21 protein-coding genes are annotated in these 18,265 nt (G+C 45.3%); 10 read left to right on the top strand and 11 right to left on the bottom strand.

Going from position 1 to position 18,265, the window contains the following annotated elements:
* Positions 1 to 272: 272 nt before the first annotated feature.
* The 6 genes from JGK07_RS08780 to JGK07_RS08805 all read right to left on the bottom strand — a co-directional run bounded on the left by JGK07_RS08780 (position 273) and on the right by JGK07_RS08805 (position 6,552).
* Positions 273 to 1,226 carry a DUF192 domain-containing protein gene (locus tag JGK07_RS08780; RefSeq protein WP_293224435.1) on the bottom strand — a complete coding sequence of 318 codons (954 nt, stop codon included), beginning with the start codon at positions 1,224 to 1,226 and terminating at the stop codon, positions 273 to 275.
* Positions 1,210 to 2,967, bottom strand: coding sequence for an NAD+ synthase (locus JGK07_RS08785; protein WP_293224437.1), 1,758 nt, complete (start codon positions 2,965 to 2,967; stop codon positions 1,210 to 1,212). The genes JGK07_RS08780 and JGK07_RS08785 overlap by 17 nt, the downstream gene beginning before the upstream one ends.
* Before the next feature lie 208 nt (positions 2,968 to 3,175).
* Positions 3,176 to 3,481, bottom strand: a complete 306-nt coding sequence (locus JGK07_RS08790) for an isochorismate lyase (protein WP_293182391.1) — start codon at positions 3,479 to 3,481, stop codon at positions 3,176 to 3,178.
* A gap of 201 nt (positions 3,482 to 3,682) precedes the next feature.
* Positions 3,683 to 4,432: an NUDIX domain-containing protein gene (locus JGK07_RS08795; protein ID WP_293190239.1), complete on the bottom strand. Its 750-nt coding sequence runs from the start codon at positions 4,430 to 4,432 to the stop codon at positions 3,683 to 3,685.
* Complete coding sequence (locus tag JGK07_RS08800) at positions 4,393 to 4,992, bottom strand: nicotinate-nucleotide adenylyltransferase (protein WP_293190241.1); 600 nt, start codon at positions 4,990 to 4,992, stop codon at positions 4,393 to 4,395. Before JGK07_RS08800 ends, JGK07_RS08795 begins: the two co-directional genes overlap by 40 nt.
* Positions 4,993 to 5,148: 156 nt before the next feature.
* A complete protein-coding gene (locus tag JGK07_RS08805) occupies positions 5,149 to 6,552 on the bottom strand; it encodes a nicotinate phosphoribosyltransferase (protein WP_293190243.1) in 1,404 nt (467 codons plus the stop codon).
* 154 nt (positions 6,553 to 6,706) lie between these two features.
* On the opposite strand from JGK07_RS08805, the gene JGK07_RS08810 reads away from it, so the two are divergent.
* Positions 6,707 to 6,841 carry a hypothetical protein gene (locus JGK07_RS08810; RefSeq protein ID WP_293182397.1) on the top strand — a complete coding sequence of 45 codons (135 nt, stop codon included), beginning with the start codon at positions 6,707 to 6,709 and terminating at the stop codon, positions 6,839 to 6,841.
* Positions 6,842 to 6,936: 95 nt separating this feature from the next.
* Positions 6,937 to 7,086, top strand: coding sequence for an isochorismate synthase (locus tag JGK07_RS08815; protein ID WP_293182399.1), 150 nt, complete (start codon positions 6,937 to 6,939; stop codon positions 7,084 to 7,086).
* Positions 7,087 to 7,435: 349 nt separating this feature from the next.
* Here the strand turns inward: JGK07_RS08815 and JGK07_RS08820 are convergent, their stop codons facing one another.
* Positions 7,436 to 8,122 carry a diacylglycerol/polyprenol kinase family protein gene (locus tag JGK07_RS08820; RefSeq protein ID WP_293190245.1) on the bottom strand — a complete coding sequence of 229 codons (687 nt, stop codon included), beginning with the start codon at positions 8,120 to 8,122 and terminating at the stop codon, positions 7,436 to 7,438.
* A 129-nt stretch (positions 8,123 to 8,251) separates the two neighbouring features.
* On the opposite strand from JGK07_RS08820, the gene JGK07_RS08825 reads away from it, so the two are divergent.
* The 3 genes from JGK07_RS08825 (at position 8,252) to JGK07_RS08835 (ending at position 9,954) form a co-directional block, all read left to right on the top strand.
* Positions 8,252 to 8,968: a DUF4336 domain-containing protein gene (locus tag JGK07_RS08825; RefSeq protein ID WP_293224439.1), complete on the top strand. Its 717-nt coding sequence runs from the start codon at positions 8,252 to 8,254 to the stop codon at positions 8,966 to 8,968.
* A gap of 132 nt (positions 8,969 to 9,100) precedes the next feature.
* Positions 9,101 to 9,307: a hypothetical protein gene (locus tag JGK07_RS08830; protein ID WP_293211048.1), complete on the top strand. Its 207-nt coding sequence runs from the start codon at positions 9,101 to 9,103 to the stop codon at positions 9,305 to 9,307.
* A gap of 356 nt (positions 9,308 to 9,663) precedes the next feature.
* Entirely contained in the window at positions 9,664 to 9,954 is a 291-nt protein-coding gene (locus tag JGK07_RS08835; RefSeq protein WP_293216464.1) for an antibiotic biosynthesis monooxygenase, read from the top strand.
* Positions 9,955 to 10,194: 240 nt separating this feature from the next.
* Here the strand turns inward: JGK07_RS08835 and JGK07_RS08840 are convergent, their stop codons facing one another.
* Complete coding sequence (locus JGK07_RS08840; protein ID WP_293224441.1) at positions 10,195 to 11,172, bottom strand: glycosyltransferase; 978 nt, start codon at positions 11,170 to 11,172, stop codon at positions 10,195 to 10,197.
* A 121-nt stretch (positions 11,173 to 11,293) separates the two neighbouring features.
* Entirely contained in the window at positions 11,294 to 11,764 is a 471-nt protein-coding gene (locus tag JGK07_RS08845) for a tetratricopeptide repeat protein (RefSeq protein ID WP_293182411.1), read from the bottom strand.
* Between the two features lie 76 nt (positions 11,765 to 11,840).
* Between JGK07_RS08845 and JGK07_RS08850 the strand changes: the two genes are divergently transcribed.
* Positions 11,841 to 13,220, top strand: a complete 1,380-nt coding sequence (locus JGK07_RS08850) for a glycosyltransferase family 4 protein (RefSeq protein WP_293224457.1) — start codon at positions 11,841 to 11,843, stop codon at positions 13,218 to 13,220.
* Positions 13,221 to 13,257: 37 nt separating this feature from the next.
* Positions 13,258 to 15,177 carry a hypothetical protein gene (locus tag JGK07_RS08855; protein ID WP_293241688.1) on the top strand — a complete coding sequence of 640 codons (1,920 nt, stop codon included), beginning with the start codon at positions 13,258 to 13,260 and terminating at the stop codon, positions 15,175 to 15,177.
* Positions 15,178 to 15,616: 439 nt separating this feature from the next.
* Here JGK07_RS08855 and JGK07_RS08860 read toward each other — a convergent pair whose 3' ends face one another.
* On the bottom strand, positions 15,617 to 15,763 hold the full coding sequence (locus JGK07_RS08860; protein WP_293156176.1) for a hypothetical protein: 147 nt from the start codon (positions 15,761 to 15,763) through the stop codon (positions 15,617 to 15,619).
* A gap of 308 nt (positions 15,764 to 16,071) precedes the next feature.
* Positions 16,072 to 16,254, bottom strand: coding sequence for a hypothetical protein (locus JGK07_RS33150; RefSeq protein ID WP_325315263.1), 183 nt, complete (start codon positions 16,252 to 16,254; stop codon positions 16,072 to 16,074).
* 166 nt (positions 16,255 to 16,420) lie between these two features.
* Here JGK07_RS33150 and JGK07_RS08870 point away from each other — a divergent pair, with 166 nt between their 5' ends.
* The 3 genes from JGK07_RS08870 (at position 16,421) to JGK07_RS08880 (ending at position 18,144) form a co-directional block, all read left to right on the top strand.
* On the top strand, positions 16,421 to 16,759 hold the full coding sequence (locus tag JGK07_RS08870; protein ID WP_293182415.1) for a hypothetical protein: 339 nt from the start codon (positions 16,421 to 16,423) through the stop codon (positions 16,757 to 16,759).
* A gap of 205 nt (positions 16,760 to 16,964) precedes the next feature.
* Positions 16,965 to 17,540 carry a DUF4360 domain-containing protein gene (locus tag JGK07_RS08875; protein ID WP_293182417.1) on the top strand — a complete coding sequence of 192 codons (576 nt, stop codon included), beginning with the start codon at positions 16,965 to 16,967 and terminating at the stop codon, positions 17,538 to 17,540.
* 142 nt (positions 17,541 to 17,682) lie between these two features.
* Entirely contained in the window at positions 17,683 to 18,144 is a 462-nt protein-coding gene (locus tag JGK07_RS08880) for a helix-turn-helix domain-containing protein (protein ID WP_293206380.1), read from the top strand.
* Positions 18,145 to 18,265 lie beyond the last annotated feature (121 nt).

Here is an 18,265-nt window from a genome sequence, read left to right on the forward strand (position 1 = left end):
TGCAAAAATGTTGAATGTTTTTACAGAATCATATCATGTCCGATAGCATGGGCGGGGGCGGGTTTATGAGATTGTAGATTATGGGCAATTATTGTTGGTGAACCCGCCCCTACAAAATTTAACATCATACAATTCCGAATCAAACAGACATGATATCATATATAGCATTTATCAGAAAGATGAGGTATGACTGACAGCTTATATAACCGCTTAAACAAAGAGAGCCCAAGCCCAACAACGTCCGCGAACCTATCTGAGAAGGGCTATACCTTTTAGGGCAAATTTGGAATTCGATCGCCTACTTTGAGTCCCAACTGGGCCGCCCTGCCGCCTTTGAGCTCGATCACTCCGTCAACGGGAACATCGGGGCCGTAGTTGGGGCAGGTGTCGCTGAAACAGGGCGGTACGTTGGGAATTATCGCCTGCACTACCCCTTCGCGCAGAAAAATCATATCGAGCTCGATTTGCACGTTTCTCATCCAGAAACGCACATTGCGCGGGGGGGCGATCGCGAAAAGCATTCCCCTGTCATCGGGCAATTCTGTGCGAAACATTAAGCCAATTGCTTGTTCTTGGGGAGTTTTTGCCACTTCCAGCCCGATCGCCCGATCGCCCAAAATCGCATTCACTGAAACTGGCAAAAGTTGAGCCATATCCATCCCACCAAACATTGAGATAAAGTTTGATTCAGTCAAATTAAATCTTCCTGAAACTACTCCTAAATAGTTACCAGAATTTTTATTTTGCATCACAGTTTGGTTCTCAGAAATAGAAATGTTCAAATCGCTAAACTTGATGCCTTCTGTCAAGACAATTTTATCATTGCCGCTGCCAAAATCTGTAATAACATCGGCTTGGGTGACAGTAGATGCAGGGGATGTGTTTTCTAGCACAAATAAATCATCGCCCGCGCCTCCTGTCAAGATATCTTTGCCATCGCCGCCGATTAGTAAATCGTTCCCCCGATCGCCATTAATCGCATCTTCACCTTGTCCTCCATAGATTGTATCGCTTCCCTGGCCTCCAAACAGGGTATCGGCACCTTCGTTTCCGGCGATCGAGTCATTGTCGCGATCGCCAAAAATCAGGTCATTCCCCGCCAAACCTTGAATAGTGTCATTCCCTGCAAATCCTCTCATAGTATCGCTTCCGGGAGTTCCCAGAAGAAAATCGAAGCCGAAAGTACCGCCGATGTTAACCATTTTGCGTTTAATGATGCGTTTCATAAGAGGAAGATTTGGCGATCGGCATCCGCCAACCGGTACCAAAAGCTCGATCGCTAATTTTCAAACCCGGGGCTGCTTGTCGCCGTTTAAACTCCGATTGCCTGACCAATTTTACTACACGCTTAACCACGGCTTCATCGTGTCCCGCCGCGATAATTTGTTGGGCAGATTCGTGATGTTCTATCAACCGCTGCAAGATGTCATCCAAAATATCATAAGCAGGCAAAGAATCTTGGTCAACTTGCCCCGGTTTCAGTTCAGCACTAGGCGCTTTATTAATAATATTAACTGGAATGATTGCGCTGTCAGGGGACGAGAGTACAGCCCCTACATATCCCCCCGCATTCAGCCACCGACAAAGCGAATAAACGCGAGTTTTCGGCACATCGGAAATGACTGCCAATCCGCCATTCATATCGCCGTATAGAGTGCAGTAACCCACCGACATTTCCGACTTATTGCCCGTGGAAAGCAGCAAATGTCCGAATTTATTAGAAATCGCCATCAACAGATTGCCACGAATCCGCGATTGAATATTTTCCTCGGCAATTCCGAAAGTGGTATTGAGAAACAAATCGCCGAGAGTGCGATCGTAAGTTTTCATCAAATCGCCGATCGGCAACATTTCGATCGCAATTCCGAGATTTCGGGCTAACTCCAAAGCATCATTAACCGAATGATCCGAACTGTAAGGAGAAGGCATCAGCACCCCTAACACATTTTCGGGCCCGATCGCGCAACTGGCGATCGCCGCCACCAAAGCCGAATCTATCCCGCCACTCAAACCAAGTACAACCTTAGAAAAACCGCATTTGCGAACATAATCTCGGACTCCCAAAACCAAAGCCGCCCAAATTTCCGCATCCCCGAATGGCGGTTCAAAACTTAAATCAGTTGTGGAAATTAAATCACTTGTGGAACGGGCATCTTGCCTGTTCCCACCCCCGAGCAAATCTTGTTTGTTTTCATCATATTCCAGCACTGCAAAATCAGTTTCAAAAGAAGCCAATACTTGAATCAAATTCCCCTGACGGTTCACCGCAAAACTGCTACCATCAAAAATAATATCATCATTTCCCCCTACCTGATTAGCATAAACAATCGGTATTCCTGAACGGATGACACTGTGCTGCAACATCGCCGATCGCACTCCCCGCTTGCCAACAGAATAAGGCGATGCCGACAAATTCACCACTAAATCCACGCCCAATTTTGTCAAATCGGAAATAGGATCGCCCGCGTAACTGCGTTTACCCCAAAACTCCTCATTGTTCCACAAATCCTCACAAATTGTCACACCAATTTTGAGTTCACCAATAGTGAAATAATTACTGTTTTGTCCCGGTTCAAAATATCTATCTTCATCAAATACATCATAGGTAGGCAACAAGCGTTTATGAAAAACTTGTTGCACTGCGCCATTTTGCAACAAAACAGCACTGTTGAACAATAACTTCTCGCCTAGTTTCACAGCATCAGCATTAGGTACGGCAGTGCCGACAATGACTGCTAACTCCGGTGGCAAAGCTTGCGCTAGTTGTTCCAAATATGCGGCAGCAATTGCAATGAAACTCGGGTTCATCAACAAATCGCGAGGCGGATAACCCAGCAGCGAAAGTTCCGGTGTTAGTAATAAGTTGGCGCCCTCAATCTGCGCTTGTTTCGCTGCCTCCAGAATTAGGTTGGAGTTGCCACAGATATCACCAATAGTAGGGTTGAGTTGTGCGATCGCAATTTTCATATTACCAAGTCACCTAATAAATCTTGCTAGCAGTCCGCTCGCGCGGACTCAATTTCCTATAGTCTTAGACTTGAATGTAGGGAAACATTACCAGAAAGAATTGGTTGAAAGCCTCTCCCTTTTAAGGAGAAAGTTAAATCAGACGATTCATTACTTCAATCCACTTCCTTCTAGGTAGAGGTCGTTGTCAACTGTCAACTGTCAACTGTCAACTGTCAACTGAATCAGATTTGTAACGCTTCAATTCTTCCTCAATAAAATGATTGACCAAATCCCGGTAGAGTTTTTCTACCACATCAGGATTCAAACCCGATTCCAAAGCCCACTCGCGTCGCTGTTGTAACATAGCCTGAAAGCGATCGGGCGCTCTAACGCTCGCTTCACTCGTTTTGAACCTGGCTGCTGCAATGACGTATTGAAATCTCTTGCTCAAAGCATCGATCACTTCTCGATCGATGATATCAATTTCCTCGCGAACTTCATGAATATTAGCACATTGATCTGGGTCTTTCATCTGCTGCACTCCTTAATAGATTGTTTTCTCATATTACTCAATTGAACTCGTAATGTCAGTCGATTTTAGATTTTAGATTTTAGATCTTAGATTGACTCCACGGATTAATCTGAGAGATTTAACCTTAGTCTAAAATTTGGCGATCGACTCTCAGCAAGCGTCGGTGGCGGCTATTTTTAGGCGAGGTCATCCAAGGAACAGCTATATAAACACTAGGGGCTTATTTTTGAAAGGAGCAAAAGCGGCAGCATCAAAGCGGTACAAACTAGCAGGACGCCCTGCACCTCGCGAAACCTTAACACGGGTATCGCACAAAAAGCCCAATTTCAACAATCGAGCTCTAAAATTAGAATAATCAGAAAAATTTTCCCCCAAAATAGTAGTATACAATTGATACAGATCGCTCAAAGTAAAAAGCTCTGGCAAAACTTCAAAAGCTACGGGACTGTATTCAAGTTTGTTGCGGAGTCGCCGGTATCCGTATTCGAGAATTTGATTGTGATCGAAGGCTAGCTTCGGAACTTGTTGGACGGGATACCAAGCAATGCCGCCGACGCGGTGCCCGACACCTGCAACTACACTTCCAGCAATCAATTCAGCTTCTTCAAACCGCACCAAAGCAAAGTAACTCACCGAAAGATAGCGATCGCCCCTGGTGAATTCTCTCGGATCGCGTCCCGGTTCTCCAAAAGTATACAGTTGCTCCAGATACAAATTTTCTACTCGAATTTTTTCCGACAAAATCCGGTAAGCTGCATTTTCCAGAGACTCTCCGTGCCGTACCAAAGTACCGGGAAGACTCCAAGAATCGATAAACGGTTCGTCTTGCCGCATTACCAACAGCACCAACAAGCGGTTCTGCACGGTATCGACGGAGAAAATTACATTATCTACTCCTACTTTAAAGTCAGCTAATGAGCAACCTTCGCTCTTTTTTGTGCCTCGTGCCATGCGTACAAATGCTCCCGATTAATGTAATCTTCGATAGTCGGAGTCAGGGCTTCCGTGTCTCCTGTTTCCCGATAGGAAGTTGAAGAAACATCGGGAGCGTTCAAAGATGCGATCGCCACTTCTGCACCCATGCGCTTCAACTGCCACAAATCTAACTGTTCTGACGGATAACCAGGCCGCGGTACTATCAGTAACTCTACTTCTTTTAACAACTGTTCAAATTTGTACCAGCGAGGCAGTTGTCCCACCAAATCCGAGCCTATTACCATCGTCAACTCTGCATCCTGCCACTGCAATCTTGCTTGTTCCACGGTTTCTAGCGTCCTCGGACTGCTGAGTTCTGGATGCAAACAAAGGTTGTGTCTGGGCGAATTAATTTCTTGAATCATTAACAGCAGCATTGCCGATCGATGTTCTAGGGATGTTTGGTGCGACTTGAAAGGATTGTCCGACGCCCAAACTGCTACCCAATCAAAATGCTGAGCAAGCCAATTCAAGATTGTTTTGTGTCCCGCAGTAGGTGGATCGGCACTGGTTCCAAACAAGGCAATTCTTTGCATAGGGAATTGGGAATGGGTAATGGGGAAATAGGTACGTTGTTGGGCTTTAGCCCTCTTTATCTATATCTATAAAGAGGGCTAAAGCCCAACAACGTACCTGATCGATGCTATAAGCGAGATATTTCATAAGTTTTAGTCTGACGTTGACACAAATAACTAATGACTCTTTTTCGTTTTTTGAGTGAGAGTCTGCAAATCTGTAGAAATTTCCATCGGTGGCGAAATCGGGTTATTTAATTGGCGAGTTTCTGCCGGGAGACTGGCGACAGAAGCAGCAGTTCGTTTGGCGATATCCTCCAAACTTTCGGGTTCGTGCAATCGTTTGCCATCCTTGACAACCAATTGCATTAATGGTAAATGATGCTCCGAATTGTAAATATTGTCCGCTGCCAGTCCCAAACAATCTCCGATAATTTCTCCATCTTTCATGGTTCTAAAAATTTGCTTTTTCCCTGGATATGTTACCTTGCCGCTGGCCTCTTTCATCACGGGCATTCCGTCTATTTCCACTAACTTATAAACACCGTTGATAGGCGAACCGGTGACCAACTTTGTTCCCAAACCGTAACCGTCAATGCAAGCACCCGCACTTTTTAATCTAGCAATTTCGTGTTCGTCCAAATCACCGCTAGCAATAATTGGCACGCCCGGAAGGATCGATCGCACTTCCCGAGACAATTTTACCAAATCCCCCGAATCCAGCCGCACGCCTTCCAAGGGCATTTCACCGCTGTTGACTCGCGATGCTAAAGTCCGCGCCGCCGCCACAGTATCGTAAGTATCGATCAACAGCGGCGCCCCCGGAAAATAGCGGTGAAATGCTGCAAACGCCTCATCTTCGCTGCCTTCGAGAGCCGACACAGCCATTACCAAAGCATGGGCGATCGTACCGACAGGTTTGCGGCCCAATTTCAAAGCAGCCAAAACATTAGAAGTACCATCGATCCCAGCAGCCAAAGCGGCCCTAGCAGCCCAGACAGCAGCTTGAGGCCCAAAAGCCCTGCGCGTCCCGAATTCCAGCAACTTAGCCTCCGGGCCCGCCACATCGCGCAGCCGCGCAGCCCGCGTCGCAATTAAAGTTTGATAATTGATTGCATTCAACAAATAAGTTTCGACTAACTGAGCCTGCCACAGAGGAGCCTCGATCCGCAAGAGAGGTTCATTGGCAAATACCGCCGTCCCCTCGGGTACCGCCCACACATCCCCAGTAAAGCGGGCCCAAGCGAGTAGATCCCAAAATCGCTCGGGGGCCCCGGCAAAAATTCCGGTGGACTGTAAAGCCTGAATTTGCGCCTCTGAGAACCGCAATTTTTCTAGATAGTCGATCGCCTGAGCCAAACCCATGGCGATCGCATAACCAAAACCATCTGGTAGCCTGCGCGCGAACAATTCAAAACTCGCAGGGCGATCGTCGAGGCCTTCCCCGACGTAACAAGCCGCCATCGTTAGCTGGTAGAGATCGGTCAACAGGCTGTAATCTGCTGGAGAAACCGTCAATTCCCGATCTTCTAAGATTTCCTCAAAACCTGTGACGTGCAGGCTTTCTGTCGCAGTTTTCATCAAAAAAACCCCGGACAAACTTTGTTTATTTAATTATAGTGACAAATACCATATCTTTTTGTAAAGGTTTGATTAAGATTTCAGAGAGAGTCGGAATATTTTATGATTTATGCCCTCTAATAGGGGTTTTTGTGTAGATGGGTACAAAATAATTATGGTAGAATCACTAAAAAGTTCGCATTTAGCAATCTCAGCAAATCGATCGCAAAATATATATGAGGAGATTGGGGCGATCGACCAAAACACTGAATTGGTAAAAGCTTCAGTTTGCTTCGATGTTGCAGACTAATAAGTAATTCAAACAAATATTGCTAAAGCGATCGCAGGGCAGAAACTCAGACTAATCTATAAAGTATCAACAGCCAGAAAAGAGAGGCGGTTCTTATGAATCTTTCTAAATCTGTGGTAGGCGCAATGCGTTACGTTTCGGAAGCTGCATCGAGGATTTTTAGACGGAGCGATGACGATTATCCGGCTACTGGCGTTCAGCCTTTTGAAGGTACGCCACCCAAAGGCTCTAAATGGGACAGATGAAAAGGCGATCGGAGTATTTCTAGTGAGGTAGGCAAAGACATTCGTCTCACACAATAACGGCAAGTTTTTCAACTACTTTGAAATATCTTCAATTTCCCCCAGCTAAACTTTGTTTAGCTGGGGTTTTGCCGTTAAAAATTGGTAGTAATGATCAAGATTTTCAAAGGTGGTACCCGCCACGTGATTTATCCGTGGAATCAATCCCAAATCAAAAATCGAAAATCCTCTCTTCCCCCGAATTTATCAGTGGGGTCGCCTCTAAAATCTAAAATCTAAAATCTAAAATCTAAAATCGATTGACGTTAATGTTTTGAGTTTTATGAGGACTGAAGTCCTCACTACGAACCAATTACCAAAATTGATTGAGCAAAAAGGCGATCGCCCCGCTGCCGATTGGCACAGTCAAATTGTCAATTCCCAACTTAGACACCGACTCCAAAGTAGCAGCAACCAAAGCCACAACAGCCGACACCGCCCAAGTTTGCCAAACATTGCCTTGCACAGCCAGCAAAATCAAACTGCTAACAGCAAAACTCACCAAATACATAGTTGCAGAACCTTCCCAACTCTTCTGCATTCCCCAAACTCGATAAAGATGTTTGCCGTATTTCTGCCCAATAACAGCGGCCAATCCGTCCCCCCAAGCCATCACTAAAATGCCCAAAGCAGCGTATTCTTGATGTTGTAGCGGCCAAAACCAAGCGACGAGAACGCTGATACTGACAGCATAGAAAAAAGTCCCGAAACTCTTGCGGTGGATAGTGTTCAGACTTGGCAAAATCGGAACTTGGTAGGAAATTAGGGCGATCGCACCAGCCAAAAAACCAGCCGAAATCCCCACCCAGTCGGGTATTTGCAGCCACCAAGCCAGCAAAATCACGTTTCCAGTACCGATGTGAACCACCTTGCGCGATACCTCGGCACCGACAGCAGTAAAGCGATTTAACCCTTCAGCCACCAGCAAAATTACGCCCAACCAGGCTCCCACGAGGGAAATTTGCAACCACACAGTCGGAATTTCAGACAATATAAACACGATATTTAGGAAAAACTGCGATCGGGCACTGTGTACTACTTTAGTGGAAAGCGCGATCGCGATCGTTGAGGGTGCGATGTCAAAAAGCGCTACAATTGACTCTGTTTCGCAAGCTGCTGAAGGTTTGAGATGCTCAGAGAAATCGATCGAGATATTTGGGTTGCCGAACAACCGTTACGGTACTTTGGACTCAGCGTTGGCACGAGAATGACCGTGATTCGGCTGGCTAATCGCGAGTTAGTCGTTATTTCTCCGATTCAAGTCAATGATACAATCGTGAGTCAGCTTAGCGAACAGGGAACCGTTAGCCACATCATAGCGCCCAATCTGTATCACTATTTGTTTGCAGCCAATTTCAAAAAGCTCTACCCAAACGCGAAATTCTGGGCTGCACCGGGTTTGGAAGCTAAAAAACCAGATTTGGCGATCGATCGAACCATCCAAGGTGAAGCAAATAGTTTATGGAACGGGCTAGAATATGTATTTTTTGATGGATTCAGAACCCTTAGTTTAAGCGGTTTTGATTCACTCAATGAATGTGTATTTTTTCATGCTGCAAGCCGCACTCTGATCTTAACTGACACGGCCTTTCACTTTGACGAGAGCTTCCCAATCATCACACAATTTGCGAGCAGAGCGATCGGCGGATATAAAAATTTGAGTCCATCGATACTGGAGCGAATTGCGACAAAGGATAAAGAAAAAGTGAGAGAGTCAGTTAAGAAGGTTTTAGGTTGGGACTTTGAGCGAGTGATTGTCGCTCACGGCAGCATCATCGAGACTCAGGGAAAGCAAAAGTTTAAAGAGGGGTACGAGCAGTTTTTAGGTTGCTCTGTGAATGTTTGAAATTAGAGAAAAATAGGTTTTATGCCTGTGCAGGATGTCTCGATCGTTCATGAAGTAGACTCGGCAGTTGAAACCGCGTTTACTTTTTTCATGTTAGATTAATCGAATAAACACGATAGGGATTTTTAGACTATGACTTTCAGTGATGTAGTTGAAGCTATAAAAATTCTTTCCGCTGATGAGAAGCAGGAAATTCAACTATTGTTGAAACAATATCTCCGTGAAGAACGCCGTGAGGAGATCTCTGAGAATTTTAAGTCGGCGCAAGTCGAACAACAAAAAGGTTTGCTGAAATTTTCTGCCAACATCAATGAACTGAAACAACTGATAGAGGAGTAATCATGGAAGTCAGTTTCAGTTCTTCATTTAAACGTGCTTTCAAAGGGTGCATCTCAATGCAAGCAAATATATCTGTAGGGGCGAAGCATGACCGTAGTCAATATGAGATTATAACTAATAACTTATATGCGGTCATGCTTCGCCCTCTTCAACAGTGAGATGCACCAGTCATCAGTTCACGATAGATCCATTTAATCCGACTTTGAAAACTCACAAACTGTCGGGGAAACTTAATGATTTTTGGAGTTTTACCGTAGATTATGACGAAAGGGTGCTATTCTACTTTACGGAAGATGGTAAAACTGTGTTTGTAGATATTGGTAGTCACGATCAAGTGTATTGAGAGGAAAATAGGTTTGATTAGTATACAATATGTCTTAATTATTCATGAAGTCGAAAATTATGCAGCTTGGAAAAAGGTATTTGACAATGCTGCAAATATCCGAAAAGAAGCTGGCGAGCGCTCGTATCAGGTTTTGAAGTATGAGAATGAACCTAACAAAATTGTTCATTTCTCCGCGTGGACATCAACAGCAGATGCCAGGGCATTTTTTGAGTCGCCTGCACTGGTTAAAATTAGAGAGGAAGCGGGAGTTAAAGCTCCTGAATTTATCTATTTAGACCAATTAGAGTCAGGAGTATTGTGAAAGACGCATTCGTATAATGTCAGTATAAAAGACTCGGCGGTTGAAACCGCGTCTACACAAACAATGTCCGCCTCCGCGGACTCAAGAAAATCAAGAATTAAAACCGCTTTTTCGGTAGATTTTGTCTCCATAAATGTGATTTTAACTACCCACTCTTCAACCTGCGGAGGCAGGTTTTGTCTGTATAGACGCGGTTTCAACCGCCGTCTCAACCGCCCGGTATTGTCTCGAAATCATCTTTCACAACTCGCGTTTCAACAACTCCCGCACTAGCGCAAAAGCCCTCCCCCGACACTTTTCGGGCAGCAGCGACAATCCCAAACCCGCCCACATTTTAGTCTCAGAAACCGACTTCCCAGCTCGCACCATCCGCCGCCCTTTTGCAGTTTCACCCACCTCAATCAACCGCAAACCTAGGGCTAATTGAGTTTCTGCAATCCTCTTGAGCCTGACTGTTTCCAACTTCTCGGAATCAAATTCGTAGCTGGTCAAATAGCGCAATTTATCGCTCAAATAGGGAATTGCCCGATCGCATCCTTGCTGTCCTGCATGAAATCGATACTCCATCAACAGCTCGGGCAAGTAATAGCACTTTTTGCCTGCAATTGCAAGTCTCACAAACAAATCGTTATCTTCGCAATTTTGCCAATTGGGCCGCAGAAATCCGACAGATTCCAGCGCGCGGCGCCGAAACAAAGTTGCGCCTATTTGCAAACTTTGTCTTATAAAAACTGTAGGGAGTAAATCTTCAATCATTCCCGCCGACAACTCGGTGCGGCCCCACCGCTGCGAATTCAGTTGTGTCTGGTTTTCGTCAATGTTGTTGTTGAGATCAATGACCCAGTGGTCGGTACTGACAAAATCTATGTTGGGGTTTTTATCCAAAATAGCAGATGTCCGCTCTAGAAATTGCGCGCTCAGGCGATCGTCATCGTCAAACTTGATAAAATATTCGCCCCTAGCCGCCGCAAAGCCCGATCGCATATTATTACTTTTGCCGATATTCTGCGGGTGCCGAATGTAGCGAATCGGGCGATGGCTGGGAGCCCCGCAAGCTACGACAAATTCCGACATCAACAGCGCAGTCGTGTCCGTCGAACCGTCATCGCAGACAATTAACTCAAAATCTGTATAAGTTTGATCTAGCACGCTGGCGATCGCACTAGCCAGCAAATGCACTCGATTGCAAGTAGGAATGCAAACACTAATTTTCGGCATTAAAACCATTTTAGATTTGGGATTGAGATTGCGAAAAAAATTCGCAATTGAGTTCAGGGAAAGAAACCACCTATGCCCTATGCCCTATGCCCAATGCCCAATGCCCAATGCCCTATGTCTTTTAATTTAAACGAGCTGTACATTCCAGAATTAACTTTTGATTCACCAATGCAAAAGGTTGAATTTCCAAAGCGCGACGAAAAGCTCGAATAGCACTTCTGTATTCTCCCAGGGCAGCGTAGCACAAACCCAGACCGTGCAACGCCCCAAAATGCACCGGATTTAGTTGAAGGACTGTTTCGCAGTCTTTGATCGACCTTTGATAATTGCCTTGGGTATAGTGAAGTACGGCGCGCCGGTTCCAAGCTTCAGCAAAATCCGGCGCTTCCGCAATCAGTTTTGTCAGCAAATCCAAAGCGTGCCGAACATCTCCTGCATCTAGGGAAACTTGCGATCGCCTGAGAACTTGCATCCCGTAGTCACCCTTCTGGTTAAACCAAGTGCGCCAGAGTTCTGTAGTAGCCCGATCGCGCACGCTTTCGTCAGACTTTTTCAAATCTTCGAGCAGCGCCTTAACAGATAATTCATCCATAGGTGGGAGGATTGTTAAACAGGTTTTATCAATCAATTTTATCGTGACAGTGGCAACTTTATTTATTCAACATCCCATGCGAATTTTGATGCTTTCTTCAACTTTTCCCTATCCGCCAAGCCGCGGCGGAACTCAGGTAAGGACATTTAATTTGTTGCAATACTTGAGCCGGCGGCATGATGTAATTCTTGGTACTGTGCGATCGCCAGATGTCACTGACTCACAAATCGACGCATTGAGGCAACAAGTTACACAATTAGCAGTTTTCCTCCACCCGCAGACACCCCCCCAACCCCCCCTTGCTAAGGGGGGGCTAAGACTCAATCAGGAGACTACTGAGGGGGGGTTCTTTCCTCCCCCCCTTAACAAGGGGGGGATTGAGGAAGAATTCTTTCCTCCCCTCAATCAGGGGATTGATGAGAAAATGAACGAAATAATAGGAAAATTCCACAGATTTAGTCAATTTTTGTTATCCGGGACGCCTCCGAACGTAATCTCCAGCTACTCTCAAGCAATGCAAAATTGGGCAGACAATTTAGTCATAGCAGGCAAATGTGATGCTGTTACCTGCGAGCACAGCGTTAACGAGATTTATGTGCGTCCAGAATGGCGGCAAAAACTGCTAACAGTTGCAAATATTCACAGTTCCGTTTGGGGAACTTGCAGGGAAATGTTAGCCACCGGGACTTCCCAAAAACCCCTGCGCGATCGACTAAATTTACCGCTACTCGCCCGCTACGAAAAACGTTACTGTACCAAATTCTCCCGTATTGTCGCCACCACATCCACAGACAAGCAGCAACTGCTAGAATTGCTGTCCTCTGGCAGCCTCGGAGGGAAAGCAGATTTTTTTGTCCCTCCCATTGATGTGATTCCTAACGGCGTGGATTTGGCAGAATTTCCCTATCGGTCGATCGATCCAGGAGGACACACCTTAATCTTTGCAGGCGCCATGAACAATTTGCCCAATATAGACGCGGCCAGGTTTCTCAGTTTGCAGGTACTCCCAAAGTTGCAGCAGCGGTATCCCGATGCTACCCTCACCCTAGTCGGCACCTCGCCAGTTCCCGAAGTCCTCGCCTTGGGGAAACTTCCGGGAATTCAAGTAGTAGGCAGGGTGCAAAGGGTGGCAGAATATTTGCATCAGGCTGCTGTTTGTGTGGTGCCGATGCGGATTGGTTTTGGAATTAAAAATAAAACTTTGGAGGCGATGGCGGCTGGAACGCCTGTAGTTGCTAGCGATCGAGGTTTGGAGGGTTTAACCGTCGGTGGCGGGCCTTCCCCGACAAGGGCCTTGCGGGCAAACGAAGTTCAGGAGTATGTTGAGGCGATTACCAGTTTGTTTGAAAATTATCAGCTAAGACAGGAACTGTCTCTGAGGGCGCGATCGCTCGTTGAAAGCCAATATACCTGGGATATCATAGGTCGGCAGTACGATCGGCTATTCCAATTTTAAACTCTAAATTCTAAAATCTAAATTCTAAAATTCGACGATGGAACACAAAATAAACTCCTCAAAAAATCGAGCCAAACCCCCAGAAAATCGCAAAGTTGCTCCTCCTCCGACAAGACGCCGCCGCCAAAACCGACGCGCCAAAAAACTTCAAGAGTCCCAGCTTCCCATACCTGGTTCCCCAACTCCTGTCAGATATCCCTGGAAAAGACTGGTAGCTAATTTGACAGCCCTCAGCGTCTTGTGCGGCTGTGCAGCTTTGATGGGAGGTGGCGCTTGGCTGAGTTACCAGCTAATTGTCGATCCCAACGGTAACAGATTGGTCTCTCAGTTTGTACCCGGATGGTCGCGCCTGCCTACAGGTAGCAGAGATACCATCCAAACTCTCGATCAAATCAAAGCCAGCATCCGCAAATTGGGATTCATCACCGGCGAACCCCTACCGCTTCCTGTTGAGAAATCCGCAGATAATTCTATTTCCGATTTGCTGTTGCCGGTGATGGTGGAAAGAACAGTTAATGCTTCTACAGTTTGCAAAAATCCTTGCCGTCAAATTGTCGAACTTCGAGTGTACAAGCGGGTGCAACTTCCCGATCGCGATTCCGATACCGTACAGTATTTTCAGCTAGCAAGTTCTGTGAATATAGAAGGCCCGGCGGAATCTTTTGTCATTGCTTCTTTGGATGACTCTGGATCCAACAATCAAGCCTCAAATCAGTCGCTACCGCTAACAGAACTGCGCCGCTTTGACGGCAAGCCCCCCGAATTGGGCATTTGGTTTAATGTCAGCGGTAAACTCGTGCGGGGCGACAAGAAAATTCCCTACGGACAAGTCGTTCGCTACAACCCCAGTCAAAATCATTTAATCTCGCTGTTGGATTGGGCGAGTGCGGCCGGACAAGCGCCGAATTGGCAGCAAATTGTTAAGGGGCAAAACCCCCAGTTGGCGATCGACCAAACAATTGGTTTAGAACCGCAATTTACCATTTATCAAATTGGTTCGCGCAAATTTATCCCGAACCCAGTTCAATTAACCGCGATTTCCTTAGAAGAATTTGCCTTCAATGACCAGACTTATAAAAATGGGCTGCGACTGGCAAAAAGCGGACTTTGGTCTCCCGGATTAAATGTCATGCGTTCAGCTAAAGCCAAAGCCGGTCAGAATTGGCCCGCAGTCGCCCAAGCTCAACTAGAGACGATCGAATTTCATGCTAAAATTACTCGTGCTCAGGCGATCGCATCTTGGGCCAGTCCCAGCCAACAAGTTCTCGCAGAATTGATAGACGGCCGCTGGAATCAAGCTTTGCAAGTATTTGAAGCCGATCCCAGCAACACTCACGAAATTGCCGCCACCCTCAAAAATGAAGGCGGGCGGATCATGAACCGCGTAGACGCCGCCTTGAGAGTCAATGCCGCTGACGCCGATGTCAAAGCTTGGGGCACCCTGATTGTAGCCTCTCAAGACGGAACTCGCGAGGCGATGAATTGGCTCGACCAGCAACCAGATACTGACAGCGAAACTCGAACTAGAATTCGCAATTTGGTCAATAAACTTGAGGAAGCAATTTCTCAAGCTGAAAGTTTAGAAGACCACAAAAGTCAAATTATGGGTTCTGCTACTTTAATTAGCAGTATTAATCCCGCTGAGTGGCTGGAACCAGAAGCGAAAAACGAGTTAAAATTGACCGGAGAACAAGTTTGGTATCAGGTACAAGTAGCCAGTTTTTACGACGGAACCCGCTGGGTTAATCCGCCCTTTGCCGATGTAGAAGTCCGCTCTTTTCCTGCTACTCAAATCAAATGGTTGTGGGGGCGCCTGGGCTTGCAGGCTGACCCCAAGATTAAGATAGAAGTAGCGATGGCTAACGGTCAACAAAGAGTCGCTGTGGGAACCGTAAAAGCGGTGCAGATTCAAGACGGAAATCTGCGATTGCTAGCGGCGGTTGATAAGCGATCTTGACAGTTGACAGTTGACAGTTGACAGTTGACAGTTGAGGGCGACCTCTACCTGGAAGTTTGAGGATTCGAGTAATGAATAGTCTTGTTTTAATTTCTCCCGCTTAAGGCAGAGGCTTTAAACCATGTTTTTCTGGTAATCCGGCAAAAAACCTTCGGCAGAGGGAAAAGTCACGGACGCAGTCTTGGTACAAAGAAACCAGTTTTTTTACCATTTCTGCCCGTCGCAACAGAAGTATTTCCGCAAAAAAACCCAGTTTCCGGCCACCCGTGCGTTCAAAACAAGGAAGAAGCAAAAAGTTTTCTTCTCCCCCTCTCCCCCTCTCCCCCTCTCCCCCTCTCCTTCTCTTCTCTCGATCTCCCCCTATAGAGATCGGACAACAATGCAGACAACAATTTTGTTAAGTTAATTTACACCACTTGCACACAAAAACCCAGAGATGTTAGATCGCGGCCTTTTTAGAGAGTGCTGCAATCATCTGTCGTTTGACCGCTTTAGCCCAAAGCTCAAACTCCAAGCTGTTGATATCGTTAATTTTCACTTCCTCAGCAGTCTGATGTGGGGCTTGCTTCTGTGCTGTAGTCTCCATTGTTTTTTTCCTCGTTCAAAAAAAGTTATTAGTCGATCGTAAGCAGTGAGCATCATACCTCTATTTTATGTAGTAATTGCTGCCATTAGTTATACTAAATACATAGAATTTAACGATTAGATGCAGTAAATACATCTTGATAATGCAATTTGTGAATAAAATCTTAAGAATCCTGTAATCCTTGCTATATATAGGTTTTTCCTGACATAAAGATGTAACTATTTATAAATTATGGCAATATCAAACCAAGATTCATGTTAACAAAGTTTTGTTAAATGAATGTATTAGCATATACAGCAAAAATATATTTAATTCAATTTACAAAGGGCAATAAAGGCGATCGCCACATCTGCAAGTCCCAGTACAATATCGATTCCCTCCAGCGCCGCCAGCAAGGACAAAAACTTAATAGACTTCGGATTCACTTGTTTAAGCCGATCGACTGCCGCCACTGCTGAGTTAGCAGCAACCAGAATGCGATCGACAATCAAAACATCTCACTTTAGCGATCGGCATTTCCATTTCTTCGTATTTCAGCAGCAAATCTCGCGTCACCTCACAGGCTAGCAGCATCCCAATTTCTTTCAGCAGTTAACGAAATTTTCCCGTGTGCGCTTGAGCTTGCAGCACGAGAGTTAACTTGTGCTGTATCAAAAGATGGTCGATAACACTAACTCATTTTTTTGTGAAGAGTTAATCTACCTTACTATCATCTCTCCCTACCTAGATCTGCCTGAGAATACATCTCTCCTCTTTTTTACCGTTACCCGCTACCACACAGATCATTTCACTACAGCTACAAAGCCTATAATTCCAGAATGCAAGCATCTTTTCTCAACAAATAGCCACGGGAAAATATTTGCTGCTGAAAAAACATTTTTCCGCGCAGCAGCAGACAAAAAAAACAGAGCTTTGTTCCCGCAAACACCTGTAAAAAAAAATCAATTTTTTATCATCGAATTTTCCGGAACAATCTCTAAATGCCATGAATCTTAGAAAGTATCAGGACAAAACAAGTATTAGTCCATCAACTAATGCTACTTGATCAAGCTCCGAGCCAGGTACAGCGATCTAGCTCCCAGTCAGAGTCTGACTGCCTTTTCAGTAAAGGCTTGCCATCTCCTAATTGGAAGGGTATCGCCTCAATCTTCCTTGAATAATTCAGGTTTGTCCTAACAAAAAAACATTAAGGAGAACATCCATGAAATTTGTAAAACTATTGCTAGCCACAGTATTAACCACTGCTGCTATCAGCCCAGCCTTGGCTGCTAACCCATCAGTTCAAATATTAGGTGCAAGCTACGGCGGTAGCGGTTGCCCAGACAGATCCGCCAGCGTCAGCGTCAGCCCCGACGGTCAAGAACTCAGCATCCTATTTGATAAGTTTGTAGCCCAAGGAAACGTCTCAGCAGAGACCCGGAAAAGCTGCAATTTGAGCATTCCCATCAAAGTACCCCAAGGCTTCCAAATTTCGATTTACGATGCCGATTATCGCGGTTACGTTGCTCCTAAAACCAGCGGAAACCTCAGAGCAGAATACTTTTTTGCTGGAGCCAAGGGCCCAGTTTTTTCTCGCACTTTCAACGGCGAAACCAACTACAACGTTCGAGATAGCTTAGCCACTGTAGCAGATGTGTGGTCTCGCTGTGGCGACAGTGTAAATATGCGAGTAAATGCTTCGATGACAGCCCGCGGTGCCGGCACAGCCACCGTTGACTCCTTCGATTTAGCTCATCGCGGTTTAGTTTATCACGTCAAATATCGCACTTGCCGCTAACCATAACCGCTAAAAAACATAACACGCATGACCCGATTCCTTTACGAAATCGGGTCATTTGTGCGCTCATCAAAACTGCTAAAGCTTAGAGAATTTACCCAAAAATATGCTACAATGACGCTTAGGCTTTGAGAAATGTTCTATGAAAGTAAACTACCAAGAAAGAATTGATGTAACAGCCGACGCATTAAAACAACTTCTGTCGCAGCAACGAACCTTGACTAATCGCTCAAAAATCCAGGCACTTTATTGGTTAAAGACTGGATATAGCCAAAGCCTTACAGATGTAGCTGAACGTTTAGGTGTACATAGAATTACTGTACATAGATGGTTAAAACAATATAGTGCTGGCGGTCTGCAAGAACTGTTAAAAATACGGCAAGCAACTGGTAGACCCAGAATAATTCCCTCAGCAGTAATAGCAGGAATTGCAGAAAAGTTAAGTGAGGAATCCTGTGAATTCACAACTTACAAAGAAATTGCGGCCTGGGTAGAAGATAACTATCAAATATCAGTCAAATATCAAACATTACACAAGCAATTACACTATCGCATGAAAGCAAAATTAAAAGCACCAAGGCGTTTGAATAACAAAAAAAAATGATGCAGCTATCGAATTTAAAAACAACTCCTCTGAAAAATAGATACTGCAATAAAGGTACGTAGTTGCGCTTAAGCGCTCTTTCTTAGATATAAAGCAATACAGTTGACTAATATACTGCTAT

It is taken from the genome of Microcoleus sp. PH2017_24_DOB_U_A (genome assembly GCF_020738205.1).
Lineage (GTDB): Bacteria > Cyanobacteriota > Cyanobacteriia > Cyanobacteriales > Microcoleaceae > Microcoleus.

What these genes read in the sequence shown, in the direction of transcription:
- JGK07_RS08790 (WP_293182391.1), bottom strand. Translation starts at nt 3,481, where the DNA reads ATGAAAGACCCAGATCAATGTGCTAATATTCATGAAGTTCGCGAGGAA.
- JGK07_RS08805 (WP_293190243.1), bottom strand. Translation starts at nt 6,552, where the DNA reads ATGAAAACTGCGACAGAAAGCCTGCACGTCACAGGTTTTGAGGAAATC.
- JGK07_RS08850 (WP_293224457.1), top strand. Translation starts at nt 11,841, where the DNA reads ATGCGAATTTTGATGCTTTCTTCAACTTTTCCCTATCCGCCAAGCCGC.
- JGK07_RS08830 (WP_293211048.1), top strand. Translation starts at nt 9,101, where the DNA reads ATGACTTTCAGTGATGTAGTTGAAGCTATAAAAATTCTTTCCGCTGAT.
- JGK07_RS08845 (WP_293182411.1), bottom strand. Translation starts at nt 11,764, where the DNA reads ATGGATGAATTATCTGTTAAGGCGCTGCTCGAAGATTTGAAAAAGTCT.
- JGK07_RS08860 (WP_293156176.1), bottom strand. Translation starts at nt 15,763, where the DNA reads ATGGAGACTACAGCACAGAAGCAAGCCCCACATCAGACTGCTGAGGAA.
- JGK07_RS08800 (WP_293190241.1), bottom strand. Translation starts at nt 4,992, where the DNA reads ATGCAAAGAATTGCCTTGTTTGGAACCAGTGCCGATCCACCTACTGCG.
- JGK07_RS08785 (WP_293224437.1), bottom strand. Translation starts at nt 2,967, where the DNA reads ATGAAAATTGCGATCGCACAACTCAACCCTACTATTGGTGATATCTGT.
- JGK07_RS08795 (WP_293190239.1), bottom strand. Translation starts at nt 4,432, where the DNA reads ATGGCACGAGGCACAAAAAAGAGCGAAGGTTGCTCATTAGCTGACTTT.
- JGK07_RS08825 (WP_293224439.1), top strand. Translation starts at nt 8,252, where the DNA reads ATGCTCAGAGAAATCGATCGAGATATTTGGGTTGCCGAACAACCGTTA.
- JGK07_RS08780 (WP_293224435.1), bottom strand. Translation starts at nt 1,226, where the DNA reads ATGAAACGCATCATTAAACGCAAAATGGTTAACATCGGCGGTACTTTC.
- JGK07_RS08840 (WP_293224441.1), bottom strand. Translation starts at nt 11,172, where the DNA reads ATGCCGAAAATTAGTGTTTGCATTCCTACTTGCAATCGAGTGCATTTG.
- JGK07_RS08875 (WP_293182417.1), top strand. Translation starts at nt 16,965, where the DNA reads ATGAAATTTGTAAAACTATTGCTAGCCACAGTATTAACCACTGCTGCT.
- JGK07_RS08810 (WP_293182397.1), top strand. Translation starts at nt 6,707, where the DNA reads ATGGTAGAATCACTAAAAAGTTCGCATTTAGCAATCTCAGCAAATCGA.
- JGK07_RS08880 (WP_293206380.1), top strand. Translation starts at nt 17,683, where the DNA reads ATGAAAGTAAACTACCAAGAAAGAATTGATGTAACAGCCGACGCATTA.
- JGK07_RS08855 (WP_293241688.1), top strand. Translation starts at nt 13,258, where the DNA reads ATGGAACACAAAATAAACTCCTCAAAAAATCGAGCCAAACCCCCAGAA.
- JGK07_RS08870 (WP_293182415.1), top strand. Translation starts at nt 16,421, where the DNA reads ATGGTCGATAACACTAACTCATTTTTTTGTGAAGAGTTAATCTACCTT.
- JGK07_RS08815 (WP_293182399.1), top strand. Translation starts at nt 6,937, where the DNA reads ATGAATCTTTCTAAATCTGTGGTAGGCGCAATGCGTTACGTTTCGGAA.